A 23,025-nucleotide genomic window follows, 5' to 3' on the forward strand; every position below is an offset into this window, starting at 1 on the left:
CAGTATCAATGAGGCGGTCCTCGTCCAGCGCTACCAGGATGATTGGATGGTGGTGCAGGGCGACGAGCGTGTCGTGGTGACATGCAATCCGTCGCAAAGCACCTTGTTCGGTCCGTTGGTGTTGCGTGACCAGGTGCGCTGGATGCTGACGGCGCGCAAAAAAGCGCAATTGCAGGTGCAGTACTGCGCACCCGCAGAAGTTTCACCCATGAACCTTGAGTTCAGGGTCGACGCACTGATTGCCGACAGCCTGTATACCCATCAGGAAATCAGTCAGAACAGTGTTGAACAGGCCTGTCAGTGGATGGAGGAGCAGTTTGTCGTCCAGGGTCCACCCGAAGGTGACTGGCTGGCCCTTTCGCGATTCAACAACACCGCTGCTCAGGGACATTTTCAGCTGTTGGGCAATGGTTGGCGCGCGGATATCGAGCGAACCGCCGAAGGAGCGCTGCTGGTAAAGCGTATTGCTCGTCATGTGCGGCGCAGTGATTCGTTTTCGTTGCTGGTGGGTAATTTTGCCTTCTGTGACTCGTCGGTAGCCGCCATGTTGAACAACCCCTCCCAGCAAGCTGCACTCAGCGCCATGCTGCGCGATAGTGCCGGCTACCTTGAGTTGTGGAACCTGTACAACGACAAGGAGTGGCAGCGCGCGTTGCAAGAGGCCCAGACCCTGAAAGCGTTGCGGTTCATCCGCAGTGAAGGGTTCCAGAATGGCCGGGAAAATGCCTGGCGGTTGTGGCCCAAATGCCAAGAGGCCTACCGGTTGTTCTGCGAGCGCTACAAGGGCCTGGAGTTGGCCCGTGATGCGCAGTTCGACCTGGGCGAAACGCCGCCGGACTGGTCGGAAGAGTTGAGCAATGAAGAGCCGATCGCATCATTCTCCGCGACGCCCCGTGGACGGGTTCGCTTTGAGTCTGACAGCCTGGTATTCACCCCGGTTTCTGATCATAACGACGTAAAGCCAAGGCATCCCGAGGGCTGGCTTTACCTGTCTGTCGCGGGTAACCGCACCGTCGGAAAACGGCGCCTGGCCGCCAAGCAGTCCATTGATTCCGGCAGGCGCCTGCCGTCACTCAAGTGGTTGCTCGAAGGCTTGGCAATGCCAGCAGAGCGGCGCCGGACGCTCAAAAGCCTGACGCCCTACGCCAAGGAGACGTTCAAGGGTGGAAAGCCCACCGACAAACAGATTGAGGCGCTGGACAAGGCACTCAATACGCCGGACCTGGCGATCATCATCGGCCCTCCCGGTACCGGTAAGACCCAGGTTATTGCGGCATTGCAGCGCAGGTTGGCGGAAGAGGCCCGTGAGCAGAATATTGCCGGACAAGTGCTCATCAGCAGCTTCCAGCATGACGCAGTGGACAACGCCCTGGAGCGCAGCGACGTGTTCAAGCTGCCGGCCACGAGGATCGGCGGCAAGCGTCGAAATGATGAAGAGGACAACCGCATCGATCCCTGGCTTGAACGCCAGGTAGACCATGTCCAGGGAAAAATTGCCGAGGAGTATGAGCGGCATCCTGAGCTGGAGCCCATCCGGCGCTTGTCGCAGGCGTTGGTGATGACCCGAATCTCGAGTTTTTCGCCTTCTGAGCGGGCTGAGGCTTTCAGGGACATGTTGGTGACTGCTCGGTCACTGGAACAACACGGCCTGTTCCTGCCCGCGAGCCTGGAGCAGGCGTTGCAGGACTACATCGCGGAGTTCAACCCGCTCACGGCAGGGCGCGGGGCTGACGCTATCGACACGGGTACTGTGCGTCGTATTCGCGCCCTGCGTGTGGAGCCAGGCGCCTTCGGCGATGACGGTTCCGATCGTGCATGGGACTTGCTCAGTTGGTTGAAGCGCCACGATGTAACGCTGAGTGATGCGGTGCGCGGGCTTCTGGAGGAAGCCTCTGATTGCAGGCAGGCATCGGATGATTTGTTGCAGCGCCTGGCCGAGGGCAGGAATACCTTGCTGGATCGCTTTCTGCCTGATTACCGGCCAGCGCAACTCAAGTATCAACTCGATACACAGGGCATCAGGTTGATTGACCAGCTTGAACGGCATCTGCATGACAAGGTCACTCAGCGCAAGCTCGGGGTGGCCTGGGTGCTGGAGCAACTGGCGGGCAGCTTGGAAATGGACCGTGCCGCCGCGATGGCCGCGGCGCAGGAGTACTCCATGGTGGTAGGAGCAACCTGTCAGCAGGCGGCCGGTCGCCAGATGGCCAGCCTCAAGGCAGTGGCAGACATGGACAGCATGGACATCGAGTTCGACACCGTCATCGTCGATGAAGCCGCGCGCGCTAATCCGTTGGACCTGTTCGTGCCCATGGCCATGGCCAAGCGTCGCATCGTGCTCGTCGGCGATGACCGGCAGTTGCCGCACATGCTGGAACCCGAGGTTGAGAGCCAGTTGCAGGAGGAACATGCACTTACGGCGCTGCAACTGGAAGCCTTCCGTTCCAGCCTGTTCGAACGGATGCGGCTGATGCTGCTGGACCTGGAAAAAAAGGATGGCATTCGCCGCGTCGTGATGCTCGACACACAGTTTCGCATGCACCCGGTGCTGGGGGATTTTGTCAGTGCGCAGTTCTACGAAGCGGAAGGATTCGAGAAGGTCAATACCACGCGAACGCCTGATGAGTTCGAGTTTGAGTCGGGCTTTATCCAGGCATTGCAGAATGAAGGCCAGCATTACGAAAACAAGGTCTGCCAGTGGATCGATGTTCCGGCCAGTGCCGGCCTGGCGAAAAGAGGCGGCGGTACCAGCCCTTTCCGTGAGGCGGAAGCCGAGCGTGTTGTCGAGGAGGTCAAGCGCTTGATGGTGGCTGGCGGTGAGGCGCTGTCGGTGGGTGTGATCACCTTCTACGCAGCACAACGTGACCTGATCATGGAAAAGCTGACCCAGGTGGAGATTGATGGCGTGCCCTTGATGGAGCGCAAGAGCGGGGGTATCGAGCCCCACGAGCGGTTCAAGTGGGCGAGGAAAGTCAGGCGCGATGGTTCGGTGGTACACGAAGAGCGACTGCGCGTCGGTTCGGTGGATGCCTTCCAGGGCAAGGAGTTCGATGTGGTTTTGTTGTCCTGTGTACGAACCGGTCCATCTGACAACCGAGGGCCGGCCGGGCGCGCGGAAGATAGCCAAGGCAAGACCCGGGAGACGTTGCTCAATGAGCGATATGGCTTCTTGCGGTTGCCCAACCGTATGAACGTGGCCATGAGTCGTCAGCGTCAAATGCTGATCTGCGTCGGTGATGCGGCGCTGGCTACCCATGCCGATGCACAGGAGGCGGTGCCTTCCCTGGCGGCGCTCCACCAATTATGTGGAGGTGCATATGGCAGCCTTCGGTGAGTCGGGTACCTACTTCAAATTCGGAGAAAAGCCCCATGGCAAGGCCAGCGCCGTGTTGTGGCCAGTGTGGGTGCATCGGGTGCTGTACCCCGAGGTCACTCGCGCGCGGTTGAACGTGTTTCAGCGTGCGGTACTGGGCCTGATAAGGGCAAAAGTCGTGCGGGTGGAAGTGATCGCCGAGCTGACTAACCTGCATGAAGACCTGATCAGGCTGATCCTCGCCCAAAGCATCAGCAATGGCTGGCTTGTCGCCAATGCGGACACCGTCACAAGCCAGGGCTTGCGTGTTCTGCAGGAAGAGGAGGACGCCAATGCCAATCTCAAGTCAGGGTACATCTTCCAGGATGCGCTTAGCGGTGAACTATGGCCGCGCTTTGAGGCACAACTCTGTGACATCGTCCCCAGCGAAGCGCGCGGGCGGTTCCCGACCTTCGTCCTGAACAGAAAAACCGGCAGGTCGACCACGCCTTTTTTGCTCGAACCAAGTCAGAGGGTACTGCCGGCCTGCAACGCTGCATCGTTGATGAAAGCCTATCGGAACTACCGTGGCGACTACCGGGCAACGCTGCAGCTTTACGGTAAGGCCGACCTGCCTGAGCAGATCAAATTGCAAGGGCTGGAGCGCCAGGACGCCCAGCCCCGGCTCGCCCATGTGCTCGTGTGGATTACGGCTGACCTGGACGGCGGGCAACCGTGGTCAGTCAGGGACCCTTTTGATCTGCGCGATCAGGCCTGGTGGATGAATAGTCGCTTGTTGCCGGTTGTGAAGGAAAACAAGGCACTGCTCAAGCATTTGTCCGGGTTAATCGACGCGCCCCGTGGCAAAGACCAGACGGTTGAGGAGTGGCTTTCCGATCTGCAAAAGCAGACTGATCTTCGGGTATTGGTCGAATTTCCCTGGGCTGAACGTCAGCCCGATATCAAGCGCTACCTGTCTGCGCTGTTGTCGCGGCAGGAGAAGCTGGCGCAGGGCGATACGGCCGAAAATGAGCTTGAAGCGGCGCTGACCGAGTGCCAGAAGCTGCTGGAGGTGCTGATGCAATGGCTGATCAGCACGTTCCCGGTTGAGCCTGCCTTGATGCCCAGAGGAGAGCAGCGCTCCGCCTATCACTTGAACCGAAAAATATTGATGTCGTTCCAGATACCCGCATTCAACGCCGAGGTAGTCGGGCAGTTGTCCCGGCAAAAACTGGATCAGGTGATCATGGCGTGCAGCAGTCCCAGCAGCTCGCTCAAGGCGCTGCTTTTTGCCGCCGGGTGGGGTGTGTGCAGCCATGGTCATCATCCCCTCAAGACGCTGACCGAGGAACAGTTGCAACTGGAACAGCTCCTGGAGCTTGCCACCCTGCGTAACCAGGGCAGCCATGCCCACAGCAAATTTACCGGCAAGAAAGTAACCCCCGTGACACTGCCGATGGCCCAGCAACACATTCAATACGCCCTGGGCTTTACCGATCGTTTCAAGGAATGGATGTAATGGCCAAAAATAACCGCAACGCCTCCTACAACGCCCCGATGGGCGGCGCACAAATACCTGCCAAGACCGCCAATCGAGCGCAACTGGAGAAGCTGGTGACGGCGTGGAGCGCCTCTTTCGAGAACGCTTCGAAGGTGTATCCCGGTGGGCATGTGGCCCTGGATATTCAGGTGGATGAAGCCTTTCTGCGCAAGCTGATCACCCACGTCGGCGATGATGACAGCAAAGCATTTTCTGCCTGGATCGAGCGCTTCGCCCTGGTGTGCAAGGAGCTTGGCAAGCGTGCAGACACGCTGCACGAGGAGTATGAGGAGCGCTGGGAGCAGGCCAGCCAGGCGGGCCTGGCCTGCGAAGCCCGTGCACAGCAGTTGGATGAACGCCAGGCGGGACTTGAGGTACAGCACGAGACGCAGGCCCTTCGCGAGGCTGAGCTTGAGCGAGTGCAAAAGCTGCAGGCGCAAACCGATGGCGAACTGGTAAGGCGGGAGCGTGAGGTCAAGCTGCGTGAGGTCAACGCCGAGGCAGGGTTTGTCGAGCAGAACCGCCAGGCACTGGTGGTCCTTCAAGAGCGCCAGCGTTTATTGGGCGAGCAGCATGACAGCGAGCTTGGGTTGCTTCAGGAAGAAAAACAGACCCTGACCCAGGAATTGCGTCAGCTCGCCAGGCAGCTCGCTGAGGTCAAATTCCGCTGCACTGAAGCCGAGGCAGCCCGCGCCGATGTGCTGGATACGCGTGAAGATGAGCTTGTGCAGCGCGAGCAGCAGTTGGAGGAGCGCACACGGCGCCTGGAGCGGGAGTGGGCCGCGGTCAAGGAAGCCAAGGGGACTCAGCAGGAGCAGATTGCCCACGAGATGGCGCAGGAGCGTGAAGCCTATGCACGTGAGCTGGAACGCGTGGAACTGCGTGAGCGCAAGGCATGGGCAATGGCGGACAAACGCGCGGAGGAGCTGTCCCAGTTGCAGTTGTTGAAAGCTCAGCTGGGGGACCAGTCGGGAACGGCCCTGCTCGACGAATTGAGTGCACTGCGTGAAGACAACCAGGTACTGCGTACCAGGCTTGAACAATCCGACGCGGCAGAACTGCAGGACGATAATGATGATTTACGCCAGCAGGTGGCGGACCGGGACAAGCAGATTTCCGACATCCTGCCCTTGTACGAACAGGCCAAGCGCGAAGTCAGCATGACGCGTATCGCTGCTACTGACCTGGAGTCGAGCGAGCGGCAAAGACGAGTGCTGGAGGTTCATAAAACGGTTCTGGACGCCAAGATCAGTGACCTGGCAACCACCGTTGAACAACTGACGAACGCGCAGAAAACCCAGACGCCATTCCCGGCCATGTCCTTGATGGACTCCCACAAGGACTACCGTGCTGGCGCTGAGTTGGAGGACGTGCCGAGCCTCGGGCAGATCGCGGTTGAACTGCAGCACCGTATTGCCACGGCCGAAGCCAGGGTTCAACTGTTCTACCCGATCGAAGATATCCAGGTACTGCTGGGCGGCTTGGCCATGAGTCAGTTGCATGTGTTCCAGGGTATCAGCGGTACGGGCAAGACCAGCCTGGCCAAGGCTTTCGCAAAAGCCATGGGCGGCTTCTGCACGGATATTGCGGTACAAGCGGGCTGGCGTGACCGGGACGACTTGCTGGGCCACTACAATGCCTTTGAGCGGCGCTTCTATGAGAAGGATTGCCTGCAGGCGTTGTACAAGGCGCAGACTCCACGCTGGCAGGACACCTGCAACGTGGTGCTGCTGGACGAAATGAACCTGTCGAGGCCCGAGCAGTATTTTTCCGAGTTCCTTTCGGCGCTGGAGAAGAACGATCCCAAGGAACGCCTCATCAGCCTTTCGGAAACCGAGCTGCCGGGTGCGCCGCTCAACCTCAAGAATGGCCGGGAAATCCTGTTGCCGGACAATATTTGGTTTATCGGCACCGCCAACCATGATGAATCCACCAGCGAGTTGGCCGACAAGACCTACGACCGTGCCCACGTGATGACGCTGCCCAAGCAGGATGCGCGGTTTGTCATCCAGCCTTACGAGAAGAAGCGGTATTCATTCCAATCGTTGCAGAAAGCCTTCAACCAGGTGTGCGTGCTCCACGAAGGGCATGTCAAGGAGCTGATCGACAGACTGACGGCCGACGCGTTCACCCAGCAACTGGCCAGCCATTTTGACATTGGCTGGGGCAACCGCTTCGAGAAACAGGCACTGCGGTTTATCCCGGTCATGCTGGCGACCGGGGCGAATGAAGGCCAAGCCCTCGACCATCTGCTATCCACCCGTGTGATGCGCAAGGGCAAGGTGACGGGCCGTTATGACGTTGGCACCACCGATGTCACGGAGTTGATGGGCGCGCTGGAAAGCTTCTGGACCAAGGCAAACCTCAAAGGTGACCCTTCCAAATCCCAGGCGCTGCTGGTGGCAGACATCAAGCGCCGGGAGGGGCATCGTTGAGCTGGTTTGACCGACTGCTGGGCGAGTCCTTGGCCACGCTGCCTGCGCTGGTCGATCCCGGGCGCTTCTGCAGGACCGGCAAGCCCGGCGTGACGTTCAACGGCCACACCCAGCTCCTGCAAGGCATCCTGGTGTCAGATGGCAGCGACCGCTGCCAGTTGGACGATGAGGTGCATGGCTTCGTGCCGCCGAAGGCATCCTTGTCCCCCAAGGCCGAGCTGTTTGCCTGTGCGCTTGAGTCCCTTGATGCAAATATTTCGCGGGGGGCAACCTTGACGTCGCCGTTGATGCCGGCCGAGGTGATCAATGTGCAAAGCCATCTGTTGCCGTTCGAGGTGCTGCTGCTGGAGGTGATCAACAAGGGGCACTTGCACCAGGTATCACTGCGCCCCCGCCTGGATCTTCACTACGAAGATGAGGTCACGGACGTAGCCCGAGCCAAGCGGATGGCAAAAGGTGCGTTGGTGCACCTGGCGTCCCACTCGGAGTGCTGGCAGCGCCAGACCTTGAGCGGTGTGATCCCAAGGAAGGTGTTGGCGCGCTTCAGCGAGGATGATTACAACACCTACGAAAACCGTGTGTATGCGCGTCTGCTGGACGGTATCGAGCGGCATCTCAGGCGACGCATCGCTACGCTGGAGCAGCTCCAGGGTACCTTGAGCCAGGCGCTGGAATTCTATGGGGCCGATGGTCTTGATCATCGCCTGAGCAATGCCATTTGTGAGCTTTGGGGGAAAACCTTCAGTAACGAGGAGATGACCAGCAAGGCTTCGCAGTTGCTGGACGAAACCCTGCGGCAATTGGCGTCCGCATCCAAGGCGGTGGCCGGGCTGAAGCAGACCGGGTTGTACCCGCTGGTGCCTCGGTCGGCGCAAGTCAGCGGTGGTCTGCACTTGACCAACATCCTCAGCCACGACGCGCATTATCGTCATGTGGCGGTCTTGTGGGAGGCCCTGCGCAAGGTACAGGGTAGTGCAGGAAAAACACCCCAGGAGCGCCATCAGCAAAATCGCCAATTAGCGAGTGCTTATTCGCGCTATGCGGGCCTGATGTTGCGCCATGCCCTGGAGCCTTACCTGCAAGGCAAGGATGAGGCGCAGTGGGCGGGGCGCACCCTGAGCCTGCGCCCCTCGGGCCTGGAGTGGGAGCTATCGAGTTCCATTCGGGGGGCTGACGCCAAGGTGTTACTGACGGTGGTGCCCTGGTTCAGCTTTACCGATAGGCCAGGCGATGCCCATGGCCATCCCCAACGGGTAATTGCCTGGCCCGCATTGGACCAGGTCAGCAATGAGGCCGCGCTCGACGCGGGTTGGATAGCACTTTCTCCATTTGATCTTTACGGCGTAGAGCGCTTTGGTCATCTGGTTGATTCGATTCTCTGGCAACCGGTGCTGCAGGCGTATGGCAAACCGATTACCAAGGTGCCGAGCACCGTGATGCACGGGGCGGGTGAGCCGGTGAGCGCCATCAGCCTGGAGCCGGGTGCAGCTCGCATGGTGGTGCGCGAGGTGCTGCCGGATAAACGCCTGGCGCAGTTGCAACAGGCGTTGAGTGCGGCGAACGCCAGCCCGCAGGCCGAGGCCCTATTGCTGCGCCAACTGGAGCTTGTCGCTTTGCAGGCCTGCCCCGTCTGTGAGGAGCCCGTCAGCCTGGTATTCCAGCAGCCGGCGGGCTTCAAGGCCAACTGTGGCCGCTGCACAATCGAGCGTTATCTGCGTCACCAGGCGCGTCACTGGGAGTACGAGCAGAAACTGGGTGGGGAAGTCGATTTCCGCAAGGTCGGGCGCAGGGCGTTAAACATCCAGGGAGCGCGGCTTCCTTGACTCTATTTTGATCTTCATACGTATAAGGCAATTCAGGCATGGATCTGCAAGGTCATCTACTTTACATCGACATCACCCAGATATGCGGCATCGGCTGTGCATTCTGCATGTATGCGGACAAGCACAAGACAGGCATTGGCATGGAGCTTTCGACGCTCGCCCGCGAAAACCTGGCGGCCCTGATAAATGCCCCTGAGGTCAAGCGCATCTCCATCAGCGGGGAAGGCGAGCCTCTCAATAACACCAAGGTATTCCACGAAATCCTTCAACTTTCCAACGGCGGGAAGGCGTTCGAGTTCATCACCAGCGGGTTCTTCCCCCATGACAAAATGCTCGACTTTTATGACACCACCAACCAGATCGTGTTGAGCAACGGCGACACCTGCAACATCCGCTTGAGCGCCGACAGCCACCACATCGAGAAAGTGAAGTGGCGCGCCCACGGTCTCAGTCTGGACTACCTGCGCACTCGTCGCCCGGCCGGGCTGAGCTTTTCGTTTCGCTCCATCGATACGGACCGGGAATTCACCCGTGACTTCCTGGTCACCGAATTGGCACGCTGGGGTATTCACGCATCCATCGAACCCTGCAATGCGCTGGAGGATGTGCTGAAGGTAGGCGGCGATTCATTCGGCATCGACTACAAGAACCTCGTCCACCCCGCATCAGGCACACCTGCGGGCTATCTGGACCTGTTTGACTACATCCAGGCCATCGAGACCAAGGTCAACAAGCGCTTTACCTTTGGCAGCCTGAACAAGCCGCCACTTGCCAATGGAATGGACCTGACGGTGAAGCCCAACGGTGATCTGTACCTCTACGGCATCGAGAATCAGCGTCTGGGCAACATCCATTTTGATCGCGTGCGCTGGGAGCACCTGGCCACCCATATCCGCGAGACCCCCTTGGCACGGGCGTTGTATACCCAGCCGCTGACGGACCTGCTGGCCCGGTTTGACGACCGCGAGCTGGTGCAGTCGATCGTGGCGAAAGCGAACAATCCTTACTGGCTGGTCAAGGAGTTGGTGAACCACGACGGCCTGCTTGAACAGATGGTGTGCGCATGATCGACTCCCACAGCCATACCTTCTATTCGAAACATGCGATTGGCACGGTCGATGAGCTTGTCCGGGCGTCGATCACGGCCGGTGTACAGGTCCTGACCATCACCGACCACGCGCCTTTTCCGGTGGATTCTGACAACCGCCTGCTGGAGTCCGAACTCGACAGTTACTTTGCCGATATCGAACGGGCGCAGCGGGCGTATCAGGGAGAAATCAAGATCCTGCGTGGCCTTGAGTTCGACTATATGCCGGACTCCGATGTCTACAACCGTGCCTTGCTGGCCCGCCACGAGTTGGACTTCGTCATCGGCTCCATCCACTACGTCGAAGTACCCGGCGAGCCCATGGTGAAGGTGTGGGAACTGCCGCGGCTGGCCGCAAAAAACTTCCTGGATCGTTATTTCGCTGATCTGCAGGCCCTGCTGGAAAGTGGCCTGTTTGATGCCGTGGGACATGCTGACACCCTGTTGCGAGGTGTCCACGAAGAGGTCATCCTGCGCCGTTTCGAGCCCTTGCTGCCGTTGTTCGCGCGCAACGGCGTCGCGTATGAGCTGAACGCTTCTGGCATTCGCAAATCGAGCCTGGACGTGGAATCGGGGCGTGAGGTGCATGGGCTCTGGTCCTACCCGTCGCGCACCTTGTTGCCGCAACTGATCGAGCATCATGCGGCATTCACCGTCGGCTCTGATACCCATGACCCGCGAGATGCCGGCGCAGGAATCAGTGAATTGCTCGAAACGCTGCAACCACTTGGCTTGCAGAACATCTGCTATTACGAGCGTCGCCGCAGAGTTGATGTCCCTCTGGGAACTTTGGCCGCAACCGTGACCGCTACCGATGGATTGATTCAACCGTGAACATGACCATGACCGAAGCTCCGCCCCCGATCTGTTGGCGCGAAATTGCAAACGCCCCCGTAGAAACCCAGTTGGATGAGTTTGAACAGGCCCTGGCACCGATCCGCCCCGAGGATGTGAAGCTGGGGTTTCGCGCATTCGCCGCTGACCTGCTGTCGCGCGAGCTGATCAGCATGCCCCGGTATGCCTCGGTCTTCGGCGGCCATGCCTTGTACTGCTTGACGCCGGATGGCGCGGGTTCGTTCCGCGACATGGCTACCGATGCTGATGCCTCGGCGCTGGTGGCGATTTACAGCCGCGCGAAATATGGAAGCATTCAGGATATTCGCCACCTGGCCCGGTTGGTCATCGAGTACTGGTGCGCGCAATTGGACGAACCTGAATCCCATTGGGCTCGGCTGTTTCGCACAGCCAAGGCCGGTGGTGACAACGTGGTGATGATGACCACCGGTTGGCGCAATGTACCGTCCACGGCGAACGTGCTCTATGAGATCGTGGTCAGCGAGATCAACGTCAAGCTGGCACATATGAACTTGCCCACGATCATCAACGTCAAGCTGCCGCGGATCGCGCCGCCTTGCGAGAACTACGCCAGCCTGAGCACCGAAGAGCGCGAGCGCGTTAATCGGGTGCAGGATCATGTCATTCCCGCCGAGAACTTCTACCGCTGGAGCGGGGTGCATGTGATCTTTGGCGACGATGTGCTGGTCACCGGTTCGACGGCGGACAAGGTGCTCTACGAGTCCATACTCAACGGTGCGAAGTCGTTCCAGTCGATTTACCCGGTGGCCATTGACCCAGGGGTGGCGCTTGCCGATGCCACAGTCGAGGAGCGGCTGAACAAGGTCGTGATCACGCACCGGCTCGACGACACCCTCGCTGCGCTGCTGTCCGAGCCGGATTACCGGCCGATCCTGCGCACGCTACGCCTGGTGTTTTCCAAGGACAACAGCGCCGGCCTCGCGGCGTTCCTGCCACGGGTGCCTGCCAAGAATTGGTTGCATCTGTATAAGGCTGCGCTGGGCAATGAATTCCTCGATCAGCCTGAGTGCGCCCCATCCTTGGCCATACTCAAGCGCCATCTCGTCGACGCCGGTTTACTGCGCCCCGATGGCATGGCGGTCTGGGATTGAGCGGCAGCGAGGGTGGGGACGTCCGTTATGTGAGTTATTGGGAAACGGCCCATGAGCATTCGATGCCGCCTTATATAGCGTTGGCGCTGGTTTCGACCCAGAGGGCCCTGGGCGAGAAATTCCTGCTGCTGACCCCGCGTACAGTCCCAGACTTCATTGACGCGAGCATCCTTGGCAAAGACTGGGGGTTTGAACCCCTGGCCTTCAACTTGGCAGAGGGCATCGAGGCGATCATTGCCAAGAGCGATCTAATACGCATGGCGTTCGTTCACCGACATGGCGGTGCCTGGGTGGACGCGGACAGTATTTTTTTGCGTGATCCGACGAGCCTGCTGTTTCCAACAGGACTGAGCAGCAAGCTGCACTGGTATAGCGAATGCATCTTCGCGTCCAGGGCGGGTAATAAGTTGCTTGCCCAGGCACTGGAAGCCGGGCTGGCTGGCGGAGTGCACGCCTGGGGCAACCCTGGGGGTATCAAGGACATTGTGGCGCGAAGGCCCGGCGAGTTGGTGCTGATCCCTCCCAGCGTTGTCGACCCCGGCTACCGCCCGCTATACAACTTCGGCAGTTGTGACGTGATGCGCCGGGTCAGTTGCAGACTTTCTCGCAGAAGGCTCGTTGATGGCCAAGCTGTTCCTGCACATCGAACCTGACCCGACGTATTGGCTTGGCGAGACGTCTCGACTGATCGCGTGGTGTGAGCGATGACCCCCATGGGCATAGTTCTACGTCAGTGTCACTGCGTTTGCAGGAAGATGAACACGGCAGTCTTGTATGCCATCCAGGTCCAAAGCTTCAGCAATCACTTCGTGAGTGCTCGGGGTTTGCCTGTGGGGGGAACCGTGGGCGATGTATAACCATGCGGGCACGCGGCGTGGCGAGTGGTCGAACTCCAGTGCTATCCGCACCAGGTCGAACACTTCGATGGTCCTTCCACTCGGCGTCCAGGCGAGCGGCGCGGTCCGGTGATCGGGCCTGGTCACGACAAGGGGACGCTCGAGCAGCAGGTTGATTGTCCCAGGGTGACACCCGCCGACTTCAGGGAACCCCTGGCTGATAAGGGGCAGTTGGCGGGCGAGGGTGCCGGTCGCGACGCCCAGGCCTGGAACGATGCGTGCGTGGAGTGTGATCAGGCGGTCTGTTTCTGTTTCGGTCGACAATAGCCTGTCCAGGCCTGTGACCACCTCTTCGATGGAAAACGCGTTCATGTTCTTCTGCCCGGTACGGCGGTACTGCTGCACGTTTTGACAGCTGTAGACCACTATTGTTTTGGTTGAGGGGGGCGGTAACCAAGGATTATGTTCGTCTCCCATGTAGGGGTAGATGGCAACCAACCGGGTTTCCAGGCCGACGGCCATGTGCACGATCGCGGTATCGACACTGATCACTGCGTGTGCATGGCTTATGTAGCCTGCGGCGTCCTGGGGTGTGTCCAGGTCGTTGAGCGCGCGGACATTGTGCCGGGCGACGGTGGTTTCCAGGCGCTGTGCGTCTGCCCGGGAAACGGGGCTGCACAGGATCCCGACAGACTTCCCTGGGTAGGCATCGGCTACGGCGCGCAGCAGCATGACTGCCGTATTGAAGGACAGGCCCTTGTCCGGTCGGCTTGCATAGGTGTTGACCAGTATCTGCGGCGCATCAGCGGCGCCGTGAAACACGGTCGGGAGGGGGATAATGTACTGGCGCTCGACCGCCTTTGCGCCCAGGTCCAGCAGCACTCGCTCGAAGCGTTCGGGGAAACCCTGGCCTGCCGTTGCCGCGCCAAACTTGCGGTTGACACAGCGTAAGTCGTCATCCAGGGAATACACCCGTGACGGCCGCAGCCAATGTAGAAACATAATTTCTGCGGGCTGGACTCTGCCGACCAGATGAACCACCACATCCACAGGGCCCAGTTGACGCGCAATGTTGCGCAGTTGCGCAACCCTGGGGTTCGCACCGGTGACGATAACGCGGTCCACTCCGAAGTCCTGAGCATGCAGGGTCGCAAGCTCCGCCACCGTCAACACGGTTACCTGAGCATTCAACTTTCGAGCTTCGCGAAAGAAGAAGGACGAGACTATCGAGTCACCCAGCTTGGCATCCCATCTCGGGACCACGATGTGCAGCCGGCCGCTCAAGGGCGACGCTATCGGAGGCCGGTCTGCCAGTTGGCAAATCAAGAAACGCGCGATTGATTTTCGGATTTTCCGCAGGACTGACATGCAGGAACAACTAATGCCACAGATCGGCGATGCCAGTGATGGATTCGGTGTAATAGCAAGCCCCTTTTTTGGGCTGCATGCAAGAGCTAACATCTTCTATCGGGCGAACGCTACGGGGCCACAAATGGTTGTTGGCCGAAGCAGAGTGGGAATACTCGCTTGATCCAGGTGCAGGCTTCCTCCGCGCCATCTCGAAGATTGTCCAGCTCATCGTCGCTGTCCTCGACGCGGCTTTCGAGTTGGCGAATGTCCTCTCGCAACTCTTCGCGCTCAGCGCTCGGGTCAATGCTGTTGTCGGCAATGCGCCGGGTGAGTTCGGCTGCAGCGCCAGGATCCAGCGCGGCATAGTGCAAAAGCTCGTCATCTTTCAAAGCGTTCACGGGGATGCTCATGACTATCTCCAGTCAGGCACCTGCCTCGCCGGCTGGCGTGATTCGTTGAAGTGGGGTATTTGTGTTCGGCCCGGTATGGCGCTGGAACAAGGAGGGGAAGGTGGAACGATTTACGAAAACGGCAATGACAATTCGATTCACCGGAACCAAATGGGCAAAACTCTTCAACTTCAAGTAGACGAATTCTGTTTGGAGATCGCAGATGCAGTTGATGCGTGGTCCGCTTCAGTTGCAGATGATCAGGATATTCAAGCGAGAATGGCGTCGCTGTTGAAGATTCACAACCAAGTACCATTTATAAACTACAACTGATCTATTTGCGGATCGACGCCAGTCTTGGTGAAGCCTTCAAGCTGCCGCGACTGCTTTTCGGTAACGACGATTTCAGGTCGCGACATGGTGGCGAAACGAGCGGACACTTCCGCGGGCGCAGCGGCGAGGTTGATCAGGAACGTCGACACCGTTTCCTGCCATTCCTCGAAGTCGTGGCGCTCACCCAGTCCCTGTCAGCCACAACACAGCAATCAGGCGCAGCCCTCCGTTACCGGAAGCGACAGGTGGAGATTCCAGGTTTCGGTGTTCAGCTATGCTTTCAGCACTTTGTTCAAGAAATGGATTTCACTATGAGCAGCGTAAGAAAGCCGACACAGCGAGAAATCTCCGATGCCTTGGAACTTAGCGAAAGCGAGGTCGCGTTGTACGTTGCAGGCGTAGAGGAAAAGGCTGATGGGGTGGGGCACTGGATCTTTTTCAGTGTATCAACGCCTAACGACATTCTGTTCTGGCTCAGGGTCGGTAACAACCTGACGCTTGAAACAGATGCGATAAGCATCCTCTGGACAAAACAATCACCGAGTATCGCTCGTTAGGTCTCCGGGGCGCGCGCCAGTTCGGCCAAACTCTGCTCGTGAAACGACCGCGATACCTTTTCTGGAATCTCATAGGGGGTCGTGACACGGCGAATCATGCGCGCAGCGGTATCGAACTCGGCGTTGATCAGGTTGATCAGCAGTCGCTGGTGAATGTCTTGTTGGTTGTTGATGCCGTGCTGTTGCATAACCCGCTTGAGGTCCGGCTTGAATATTCCGGCGACCTCAACCGTGAACTTCTCGATGCCCAGCACGGCGTTCCTGGCTGCTTCCTTCCCGCACTTCTTGCGCTGCTTGATGGCTTCCGCCGTCGGCTCCTGCTGTTCCTCGGCCATGGCCTGCCTCTTCAATTCCGTGGGCCGGTATATCCAGCCATGTCTGTCGTCGGCGCTGACGCACCTGGTTACTGATGCTTCTCATGCTGCCCTCTGCTGACTCCAGACACCCACGGCGTCGAACACCCGTGCGGCCTGCTCTTCAGTCAGCGAGATCTCGGCGGGGATGGCGATCCAGCCCGAAGCGACCCGATGATTCGGATTGCTCTCGGCGATCAAGTCTTTGTAGGTTTCCTCGATCACGTCTTCGAGGTGCGCGGCCAGATAGTTGCTTTGGGGAGCAACCTCTACTGATTTAGTGTAGCGGTGCCCTAATTGATCGCGACACTGTACGCTGAGATAGATCGTCCTGCGGTGAGCAAAGTCGCAGACAGCATCGGCGATACGCTGGCCGGGCGGTATGTTCTTGCAGTTCTTCCAGTTGATCATGCCCTGGCGGCCGCTGGGATCGATCTGCACCACACCGATGTGGTTGGTGCTGAGCAGCGCCCGGCAGGATCGCTCAATCCGGCCCCGCATGTTGTTGGGCTTTCGCTTGCTCATAGTGAATTCGCCATTTTGCGTAGCGCTTGGCGCTCGGCCCAATTCAAGCCTTTGGGTTTGCGCTTGAGGACCGTCTCAGGATCTATTTTCTGAGAGCGGGGAGGTGGCAGCGGCTTGCGCGGCGGGCTTTCAAGTTGGGCGATCTGCCCTCCAGTCGCCAAGTATTGGGCGACTCGTTCGTTGATTGATTCCGCGCTCAGTCGCTGCTGCTCAATGCCCGCGACACCCAGGACGCAGAGGCAAGGGTGCTCAACGAGGCCGCCGAGCGCACCCAAGAGCAGGCCTACCAAGGCGGTTCAAGATGCTCAACGCTTCATCGATCAAGCGACGGCTGATGCTGCTGCCGCTCGTGCTTCTGCTGACGGCGTGCAGCTCGCAGCTGACAACCTTGCCCGTCGACTCGCAGCCAGTGAGGCCAGCGGCAATTGCTGAGCACGCCAGAGCCAGGGGCTGACCTGTGAGCAAGCCTGCATTTCACTCGGCGAAAATTAAAATGCCGAACACGGATTGATCGTGTTGGCGGCGTGCCAGGGTTACGTGCGTGAAGTAACGCGGTAGCCGAGAAATTAACAGCTGGCTGATGCAGTCTAATCCTGCATCAGCACATGGCATTAATTTATTTTTCTAATATTCCCGGTGCATTTTTTTCCGCCCACTTCACAAATATTTTTGCCAACTCTGTACTCGCGTACTCTGAGTAATGACTGTATTCATCCCTAAACAAAGGCATGCCATTTTTTATAAATGAGCAGCCAAGAAAGTTACAAAATAATTCATTCTGATCGAAAAATTGTACGGTTGGGTGTTTGCTTGAAATCTCATCGGCTAACGGTTTGAAATCATTGAGTGCTGTTTCTCTAGCTTGTGGGCTAATGTCGCAAGACGCTGGTCCACTTTTAAGTGGGCGAGAAAAGCAGCCTTTTAGGTCATGGTTTGCTGTAATGTGAGGAACAAAAACTATGACTTTAATTCCATTGCTTTCCAGATAGGCTATGCGCTCTTCAATTGTTGTAATAGCTTTGCTGTCTGGTCGCGGATCGAGGCCATCAAGGATTGCATATTTTATTGTTTTGTCTTTTTCTATGATGCTGTTGATCAAAAGCTTCTGGTGGTAGGCCCGAGAACCAGAGCACGGAACTATGGTTGTTGGTGTGTTTTCATCGGATGGGTCTCCCATGTTTGGAGCGCAGGCACCGATGGAAAGAATGGTTTGATTTTTTATTTTGTCTTCCGCCGCAAGCCCAGGGAACAAATGGTTTGCGTAGCTGTTGCCTAACAAGAGCAGGGTTGGTTTTTCATCTCTATTTGTAATGCAAAACCACCAGCCATATGACTCGGCCTCTTTAAACTGGTATCGATTGATACATATATCATTTTTGGTGAATTTCCATATCGGCCCTACAAATTGGCTATTGAACTCTTCCGCGCCTTTGACTGCCTTGCGTTCAGGCAGTCCACCAAGATTGAAAGTTGCAAAACCCACGCCTCCGATGCTCGCCATCAGGATAACAAGAATAGGAGTTTTGAATTTACTTTGATTGTTTCGTAAAGGGCGCTCAAGAAAGCGATATGTCAGCCAAGCTAAAATGATAGCGGTGAACACGGCCGCAATTCTGATGTCTCGGGATGGTACATCGCCCTGAATGATGCGGGCGAATGCCAAAAGAGGCCAGTGCCACAGGTACAGCGGGAAGCTGATCAGGCCGACCCACACCATCAGTTTGTTGGAAAGTATCGAGCGATTTAGCCACGACCGTGAGCCGGCGGCGATGATCAACGCGGTACCGACCGTTGGAAAAATTGCGCGCCACCCGGGAAATTGGTCGTCCTTGGTGATGGTTGCCAGGCCGTAGGCAATGAGGCCCAGCCCGATAAAGGACAGGACGTTTCTGATTGTGTGGCCGTCCGCTACCGGAACCGGCTTGTGAATGATTGTGGCTAAAAAGCGGTCAGTTGCCTCAAAAGCTTTATCAAATACCGAGATTTTATAGAGCGACAGGTAGGCCAGCACGGAGCCGATCAACAGCTCCCAGCAACGAGTCTGAGGCATATAGAAAGTGAACGTAGGGTTTTCCCTGATGCTCTCCATGTTCAGGGCGAACGACGCGCCGAGCAACAGCACCGCGATAGTCAGCAGGTTGAACTGTTTTTTCCATGCGGCCCACATGATCACCGGCCAGAAGATGTAGTACTGCTCTTCAATGCCCAATGACCATAGATGCAGCAACGGCTTTATCTCGGCCGACGTATCGAAGTACCCGCTTTCGTTCCACAGAACCAGGTTGGATATAAAAGCAGAGCCGCCAGCAAGGTGTTTGCCGAGCTGCTGGAACTCATCGGGGAACAGTGTCAGCCAACCAAACGCGTAGCTGGCGATCATCACCGTCAGCAGGGCGGGAAAGATACGGTTGACGCGTCGGGCATAGAATTCAGGAATGCTGAATTTCCCGCGTGCCAGGCCTTCGAGCAGAATCGTCGTGATCAGGTAGCCGGAAATGACGAAGAAAATGTCTACGCCGATAAAGCCGCCAGTGACCCAAACTGGAAATGCATGGAAGCCGACAACGGACAGGACTGCGATTGCGCGCAGTCCATCGATATCCGGCCGGTATTTCGTGCTGTGGGTAGTTTGGGTCAATAGCGGGCTGGCCGGTTCGGCGAGAGACGTCATTGTTGGTTGTGCTCCACTTGTAATATCAGGCCTGTTCTGATGCGCGCGTATCCTACGCGGTACAAGTCCGTTACAAAAGGAGTGCAGATCTGGATGGCAGTTAATTTCGACGGAACGCCGAACGGGGGCGGGGCGCTGCGCGCGTTGTCGGCGATGTCGACTGATCCGCGCTGCTCGACCCAGTTCGAAAGCTCCAGTATGGCGGCTTCCAGGGCGAGTTGATTTTCGTGGAGTTTGTAAAGTAGGGAAGGGAGCAGATCTGAATCTGGCATCGCGAAATTCTCCGTGGAGATTTCAACCTGGCAGTGGTCAATCGTAAAGAGGGGTAGGGTACGGTCGGCAGGACGCCGGGGAGGGGGCAAAATGGCTCAGTGACTTTTCGAGTGACCTTGTAAAGCACGGTTGCGCACTGTTGGGCATCGTTGCAGCGAGCGCCTAGCGCAAAGCCTTGTGTTTGGCAGGCTCCAGCGATCTCTGCATGCATGGGGTGCCAGGGGGCGAGTGTTCGAATCACTCCGTCCTGACCATATTTTTCAATGACTTAGCCCAACCTGAAAAGATTCGGCTTTTTCATGTCTGAAAAATACCCCCACATATACCCCCCACCAGCCAGCGCACTACCTGGACCCCTCACTTCGTGTCGTTCATGCCAGTAGTGGCTCATCTTCCGCATCTCGTGAGGCTTTTTGCAGGTCTTGCTGCTTGTTCGCACGTTTGCGATTCGGCTCATCGTCTAAATGCCGCTGACCTGCTGTCAGCCCCAGCGCCCGCATAATTGTCACTGAATCAAATCAGTTTCTTCAGGCATGACTTCGTCCTTGCCGCTTTAGCGGCTGACTTTGAAGGGAGGGGGAGTAGTGTTACTTGAGGGGAGAGGCAGAGATTTTGGAGTAAGTGTCGATATCAGTTGTAGCAAGAAGGGAGCGGCCATCCTTGAATTTTGCGTAGAAGGTTATTTCCTTTTCTTTATCACATAGCAACCAGCCCGCAACTAGTCCAATCGGCCCTAAAAGCAATGCTCCAGCCAGGCTCCATCGAATAACACTTCCTTTCTTATTTACGACTTCTTCGGTTGCTGTTTCCAAGGCTACTAGTTTTGAAATGGATATCGTTAATTCGCGAGAAGGTTTTAATGCGGATTTTAGAGTGAACCTTCCGGATTGAAATTCGGCATCACCTGCCAGAAAGTCACCGGATATCACTGTAATTTTCGACATGGTGTTTCTCTTCTGATCATGTTTAGCCGGCTGATTACTGAGCTCCCAAGGCCCCTGTCAGTCAATCGACTTGCGACAAAAGGTGAGGCCGATGATCACTCCATTGATACCAGATCATGGGCATTCACTGCCATCCTCAAAGCGGAGCATGCCTTTGAGTGGGTGCTTGCTGAATTCGCATAGTGCGCAGCGCACACTCAGATGAGTGTGAAAGGTGCGACCGTTTCGGCCGAACGGGTCTGCCGGTTTGTTTTCTGTGGGCATGGGGCGTCCTATGCCGAGGCTTGCCCGGGCTGGCGTGATTCGAGTTTTTGGGCTATTGCTTGAATGCTTGGCATGAGTCCGGAAGACAGGGGACTACTAATGAAAACGCTGATAGTTGATCACTCTTGGACCAAAATCATGGAGCGAGATGAGTTCGCCAAGGTCGTGCTGGCGGCAAAGATTGAGCAGGTCGAAGAAATCGAAGCGGCCATTCGAGCGGTTGAAGGTGAAGAGGCAGCCCGCAATGTCCTGAATGATGGCTTGATAAAGCATGCATTAACGCGCTGCCTGGAAAACTTGCAGGGCTCTGCATCCGTCACGGAGCAGGACTTCTGGGTCTGTTACGAGTTTGCGACAACCGCTGCGAAGAAGGCAGAGCGATTCATTGACGAAGAGCTTTCGCACGTAGGGTCGTGATCGTATCTGCGAATGCACGCCTTGGAGTACGGCGCAGTAGTCGATGGCGAAACTACAACTGCTCCTATCCAACATCAATCCTGCGCAGCTCCATCACATCGAGGTAGATCGTCCAGCGGTGGGCAAAGTCGCAGATTGCGTCGGCGATGCGCTGACCGGGCGGTATGTTCTTGCAGTTCTTCCAGTTGATCATGCCCTGGCGACCGCTGGGATCGATGTTCACCACAGCGACGTGGTTCGTGCTGAGCACTGCCCGGCAGGATCGCTCTATCCGGGCGCGCATGTTGTTGGACTTGCGTTTTCTCATAGTGAACCGGAAGCGAAGAGGGCGGCGCAATGACTGATAAAATCAGCGTTAACAGCCAAGCTCACTGAGGCTCTCACGAAGCTGAACACCATGTTCCGGGACAAGAAATACGTCGTGGTCTCTCTGCGTCCGGGCAAGGACCGCACTCTCGACCAGAACGCCCTCTGGGTTGCCCTTTACCAGCGTGTTGCCGAAATGACGCAGATCGGCGACACCACCGATCTGCTGGGCGAGGTGATGGCATGAACCGGATTGATCGCTTCAAAATCAACGAAATCGGCCGGGACTTTGCGGTTGGTGATATCCATGGTTGCTTCTCCAGGTTGCAGGTCGCCCTGGATGCAGTTCGGTTCAGTCCTGATGTTGACCGGCTTTTCAGCGTCGGCGATCTAGTGGATCGCGGGCCGGAGTCGGAGCAGGTTGACTCATGGCTGGTCAAGCCATGGTTTCACGCCGTGCGCGGAAATCATGAGCAGATGGCAGTAGATGCCTACCGTACAGATCCTGAAGGTCGCATGAAGGTAATGCACCTCATCAACGGTGGTTCTTGGCTCTATGCGCGCTCGTCAGTTGAGCAAGCTTGGTATTCCGAGCTGTTGGCCGACTTGCCACTGGTGATCGAAGTGTGGACGCCAGCGGGCCTAATCGGGATCGTCCATGCCGACTGCCCATATGACCACTGGAATGAATTCGTATGGGCGATCGAGCAGGGAAGCCCCGTGGAAGCTGCTCACGTTGCAGCGATGGCCCAATGGTCGAGGAAGCGTATTTATGAAGAAAGCTCCCAAGTTGTTAGCGGGGTCAGGGCTGTTGTGGTTGGTCATACACCAGTGCGCCAGCCAGCAGTTCTCGGCAACGTCTACCACATCGACACTGGCGGCTGGATGGACGGCCACTTCACCCTGCTGAATCTGCATACCCTCCAGGCCTACCCGGCCATTGATCCGAAGCTCAGTTGGGATTGGGAGGAATAGTCATGAGTATTGCCCCAAAACCACGTAACCCGAAGAAGTGCGACAACCCAGTCTGTGCAACATCATTCGTCCCGTTTCGCATGGGGCAGGTTGTTTGCAGCCCGGCCTGTGGCCTTGCGTTTGAATTCAGCGGAAAAGGAACGACGTTGTTTGGTCATCGCGAGGAGGGCAGGCCCCCAACAGAGCTATCGATCATTCAACAACTCGGCGACCCCGCGCGTGATGAATTCCAGGTTTTCATCCAGTTTGGTCAGTGAGTTGCGGATTCTGGCTCCATCTTCAGCGGGCCCATGCAGCTGTTCAATCCAAACGGACAGATCTTCCACAGCCGCCGCTATGGCGAGTTGGTTTTCGTTGAGTTTGTAGATCAGGGAAGGGACGAGGTCGTTGGTTGGCATGGCTTGATCCTCCTGTAGGAGCGAGCTTGCTCGCGATGGTCGTTAACGATGCCGCGTGTTTACTGACTAAACGCAGCGCTCTTGAGCCATAGCTTAGCAGGCAGCAAAAAGCCCGCGCAGTGGCGGGCTTTTTGTGTGGGGTCAAATCCTTTTGTTCGTTTAATCTGCGCTCCATTCTGTGAGCGTTTCGTGAAAAGCATGTCGCTGGAATGAAAAAAAGCCTGCTGAGTGGCCGCCTGTCTGCGATGTAGCGCTGATCCGTCGGATGAGGTCGCCACCTGGGAGACGGG

20 protein-coding genes and 2 pseudogenes are annotated in these 23,025 nt (G+C 57.4%); 13 read left to right on the top strand and 9 right to left on the bottom strand.

The genetic code is table 11. The annotated features are described in order from the left end of the window. Positions 1 to 46: 46 nt before the first annotated feature. From PMI31_RS22905 to PMI31_RS22940, 8 genes are read left to right on the top strand one after another with little or no spacing between them, the layout of a single operon-like run. Positions 47 to 3,334: a DEAD/DEAH box helicase gene (locus tag PMI31_RS22905; protein WP_008021185.1), complete on the top strand. Its 3,288-nt coding sequence runs from the start codon at positions 47 to 49 to the stop codon at positions 3,332 to 3,334. Then, positions 3,237 to 4,811 carry a hypothetical protein gene (locus PMI31_RS22910; RefSeq protein WP_238539315.1) on the top strand — a complete coding sequence of 525 codons (1,575 nt, stop codon included), beginning with the start codon at positions 3,237 to 3,239 and terminating at the stop codon, positions 4,809 to 4,811. Before PMI31_RS22905 ends, PMI31_RS22910 begins: the two co-directional genes overlap by 98 nt. Further along, positions 4,811 to 7,267 (top strand): AAA family ATPase, encoded by a 2,457-nt coding sequence (locus PMI31_RS22915; RefSeq protein WP_008021189.1) that lies wholly within the window; start codon positions 4,811 to 4,813, stop codon positions 7,265 to 7,267. The genes PMI31_RS22910 and PMI31_RS22915 overlap by 1 nt, the downstream gene beginning before the upstream one ends. Further along, positions 7,264 to 9,090, top strand: coding sequence for a hypothetical protein (locus PMI31_RS22920; RefSeq protein WP_008021191.1), 1,827 nt, complete (start codon positions 7,264 to 7,266; stop codon positions 9,088 to 9,090). The genes PMI31_RS22915 and PMI31_RS22920 overlap by 4 nt, the downstream gene beginning before the upstream one ends. 38 nt (positions 9,091 to 9,128) lie before the next feature. Next, positions 9,129 to 10,157, top strand: coding sequence for a radical SAM protein (locus tag PMI31_RS22925; protein ID WP_008021193.1), 1,029 nt, complete (start codon positions 9,129 to 9,131; stop codon positions 10,155 to 10,157). Next, a complete protein-coding gene (locus tag PMI31_RS22930) occupies positions 10,154 to 11,011 on the top strand; it encodes a histidinol-phosphatase (protein ID WP_008021195.1) in 858 nt (285 codons plus the stop codon). The genes PMI31_RS22925 and PMI31_RS22930 overlap by 4 nt, the downstream gene beginning before the upstream one ends. An 8-nt stretch (positions 11,012 to 11,019) precedes the next feature. Continuing rightward, positions 11,020 to 12,144 carry a hypothetical protein gene (locus PMI31_RS22935; protein WP_008021196.1) on the top strand — a complete coding sequence of 375 codons (1,125 nt, stop codon included), beginning with the start codon at positions 11,020 to 11,022 and terminating at the stop codon, positions 12,142 to 12,144. A gap of 29 nt (positions 12,145 to 12,173) precedes the next feature. Then, positions 12,174 to 12,797 carry a glycosyltransferase gene (locus tag PMI31_RS22940; protein ID WP_238539311.1) on the top strand — a complete coding sequence of 208 codons (624 nt, stop codon included), beginning with the start codon at positions 12,174 to 12,176 and terminating at the stop codon, positions 12,795 to 12,797. Positions 12,798 to 12,869: 72 nt separating this feature from the next. Here PMI31_RS22940 and PMI31_RS22945 read toward each other — a convergent pair whose 3' ends face one another. Continuing rightward, complete coding sequence (locus PMI31_RS22945; protein WP_008021201.1) at positions 12,870 to 14,348, bottom strand: glycosyltransferase family 9 protein; 1,479 nt, start codon at positions 14,346 to 14,348, stop codon at positions 12,870 to 12,872. Positions 14,349 to 14,479: 131 nt separating this feature from the next. Here PMI31_RS22945 and PMI31_RS30865 point away from each other — a divergent pair, with 131 nt between their 5' ends. Next, positions 14,480 to 15,052 carry a hypothetical protein gene (locus tag PMI31_RS30865; protein WP_162130442.1) on the top strand — a complete coding sequence of 191 codons (573 nt, stop codon included), beginning with the start codon at positions 14,480 to 14,482 and terminating at the stop codon, positions 15,050 to 15,052. On the opposite strand, the gene PMI31_RS30980 is transcribed toward PMI31_RS30865, so the two are convergent. Further along, positions 15,043 to 15,201 (bottom strand): hypothetical protein, encoded by a 159-nt coding sequence (locus tag PMI31_RS30980; RefSeq protein ID WP_238539313.1) that lies wholly within the window; start codon positions 15,199 to 15,201, stop codon positions 15,043 to 15,045. The genes PMI31_RS30865 and PMI31_RS30980 overlap by 10 nt on opposite strands. Before the next feature lie 96 nt (positions 15,202 to 15,297). Here PMI31_RS30980 and PMI31_RS22965 point away from each other — a divergent pair, with 96 nt between their 5' ends. After that, positions 15,298 to 15,609, top strand: a complete 312-nt coding sequence (locus PMI31_RS22965; protein WP_238539314.1) for a hypothetical protein — start codon at positions 15,298 to 15,300, stop codon at positions 15,607 to 15,609. Here PMI31_RS22965 and PMI31_RS22970 read toward each other — a convergent pair. From PMI31_RS22970 to PMI31_RS30325, 5 genes are all read right to left on the bottom strand, one after another. Then, entirely contained in the window at positions 15,606 to 15,944 is a 339-nt protein-coding gene (locus PMI31_RS22970) for a hypothetical protein (RefSeq protein ID WP_008021207.1), read from the bottom strand. The two genes, PMI31_RS22965 and PMI31_RS22970, sit on opposite strands and share 4 nt — an antisense overlap. Positions 15,945 to 16,025: 81 nt before the next feature. Further along, on the bottom strand, positions 16,026 to 16,487 hold the full coding sequence (locus tag PMI31_RS22975; RefSeq protein ID WP_008021209.1) for a hypothetical protein: 462 nt from the start codon (positions 16,485 to 16,487) through the stop codon (positions 16,026 to 16,028). 616 nt (positions 16,488 to 17,103) lie between these two features. Further along, on the bottom strand, positions 17,104 to 19,158 hold the full coding sequence (locus PMI31_RS22985; RefSeq protein ID WP_008021211.1) for an acyltransferase family protein: 2,055 nt from the start codon (positions 19,156 to 19,158) through the stop codon (positions 17,104 to 17,106). Beyond that, positions 19,155 to 19,430, bottom strand: coding sequence for a hypothetical protein (locus PMI31_RS22990; protein ID WP_008021213.1), 276 nt, complete (start codon positions 19,428 to 19,430; stop codon positions 19,155 to 19,157). The genes PMI31_RS22985 and PMI31_RS22990 overlap by 4 nt, the downstream gene beginning before the upstream one ends. 588 nt (positions 19,431 to 20,018) lie before the next feature. Further along, on the bottom strand, positions 20,019 to 20,375 hold the full coding sequence (locus PMI31_RS30325; protein WP_081500344.1) for a hypothetical protein: 357 nt from the start codon (positions 20,373 to 20,375) through the stop codon (positions 20,019 to 20,021). Between the two features lie 363 nt (positions 20,376 to 20,738). Here PMI31_RS30325 and PMI31_RS22995 point away from each other — a divergent pair, with 363 nt between their 5' ends. Next, a complete protein-coding gene (locus PMI31_RS22995) occupies positions 20,739 to 21,056 on the top strand; it encodes a hypothetical protein (protein WP_043302592.1) in 318 nt (105 codons plus the stop codon). Between the two features lie 91 nt (positions 21,057 to 21,147). On the opposite strand, the pseudogene PMI31_RS31465 reads toward PMI31_RS22995, so the two are convergent. Continuing rightward, positions 21,148 to 21,363 (bottom strand): annotated as a pseudogene (locus PMI31_RS31465) (hypothetical protein); the annotation flags it as partial. 29 nt (positions 21,364 to 21,392) lie between these two features. Here PMI31_RS31465 and PMI31_RS23005 point away from each other — a divergent pair. Beyond that, positions 21,393 to 21,585: pseudogene (locus tag PMI31_RS23005) on the top strand (hypothetical protein); the annotation flags it as partial. A gap of 20 nt (positions 21,586 to 21,605) precedes the next feature. Continuing rightward, positions 21,606 to 22,337 carry a metallophosphoesterase gene (locus PMI31_RS23010; RefSeq protein WP_008021221.1) on the top strand — a complete coding sequence of 244 codons (732 nt, stop codon included), beginning with the start codon at positions 21,606 to 21,608 and terminating at the stop codon, positions 22,335 to 22,337. 185 nt (positions 22,338 to 22,522) lie between these two features. Here the strand turns inward: PMI31_RS23010 and PMI31_RS23015 are convergent, their stop codons facing one another. After that, positions 22,523 to 22,735, bottom strand: a complete 213-nt coding sequence (locus tag PMI31_RS23015) for a hypothetical protein (protein ID WP_008021224.1) — start codon at positions 22,733 to 22,735, stop codon at positions 22,523 to 22,525. Between the last annotated feature and the right edge of the window lie 290 nt (positions 22,736 to 23,025).

This window comes from Pseudomonas sp. GM55, assembly GCF_000282395.1.
Taxonomy (GTDB): domain Bacteria; phylum Pseudomonadota; class Gammaproteobacteria; order Pseudomonadales; family Pseudomonadaceae; genus Aquipseudomonas; species Aquipseudomonas fluorescens_CC.

Bases quoted from the DNA above. Each gene is read 5' to 3' on its own strand.
- PMI31_RS22905 (WP_008021185.1), top strand. From the start codon at position 47: ATGGTGGTGCAGGGCGACGAGCGTGTCGTGGTGACATGCAATCCGTCG.
- PMI31_RS22910 (WP_238539315.1), top strand. From the start codon at position 3,237: ATGCGGCGCTGGCTACCCATGCCGATGCACAGGAGGCGGTGCCTTCCC.
- PMI31_RS22915 (WP_008021189.1), top strand. From the start codon at position 4,811: ATGGCCAAAAATAACCGCAACGCCTCCTACAACGCCCCGATGGGCGGC.
- PMI31_RS22925 (WP_008021193.1), top strand. From the start codon at position 9,129: ATGGATCTGCAAGGTCATCTACTTTACATCGACATCACCCAGATATGC.
- PMI31_RS22930 (WP_008021195.1), top strand. From the start codon at position 10,154: ATGATCGACTCCCACAGCCATACCTTCTATTCGAAACATGCGATTGGC.
- PMI31_RS22935 (WP_008021196.1), top strand. From the start codon at position 11,020: ATGACCGAAGCTCCGCCCCCGATCTGTTGGCGCGAAATTGCAAACGCC.
- PMI31_RS22945 (WP_008021201.1), bottom strand. From the start codon at position 14,348: ATGTCAGTCCTGCGGAAAATCCGAAAATCAATCGCGCGTTTCTTGATT.
- PMI31_RS22970 (WP_008021207.1), bottom strand. From the start codon at position 15,944: ATGGCCGAGGAACAGCAGGAGCCGACGGCGGAAGCCATCAAGCAGCGC.
- PMI31_RS22975 (WP_008021209.1), bottom strand. From the start codon at position 16,487: ATGAGCAAGCGAAAGCCCAACAACATGCGGGGCCGGATTGAGCGATCC.
- PMI31_RS22985 (WP_008021211.1), bottom strand. From the start codon at position 19,158: ATGACGTCTCTCGCCGAACCGGCCAGCCCGCTATTGACCCAAACTACC.
- PMI31_RS22990 (WP_008021213.1), bottom strand. From the start codon at position 19,430: ATGCCAGATTCAGATCTGCTCCCTTCCCTACTTTACAAACTCCACGAA.
- PMI31_RS30325 (WP_081500344.1), bottom strand. From the start codon at position 20,375: ATGTCGAAAATTACAGTGATATCCGGTGACTTTCTGGCAGGTGATGCC.
- PMI31_RS22995 (WP_043302592.1), top strand. From the start codon at position 20,739: ATGAAAACGCTGATAGTTGATCACTCTTGGACCAAAATCATGGAGCGA.
- PMI31_RS23010 (WP_008021221.1), top strand. From the start codon at position 21,606: ATGAACCGGATTGATCGCTTCAAAATCAACGAAATCGGCCGGGACTTT.
- PMI31_RS23015 (WP_008021224.1), bottom strand. From the start codon at position 22,735: ATGCCAACCAACGACCTCGTCCCTTCCCTGATCTACAAACTCAACGAA.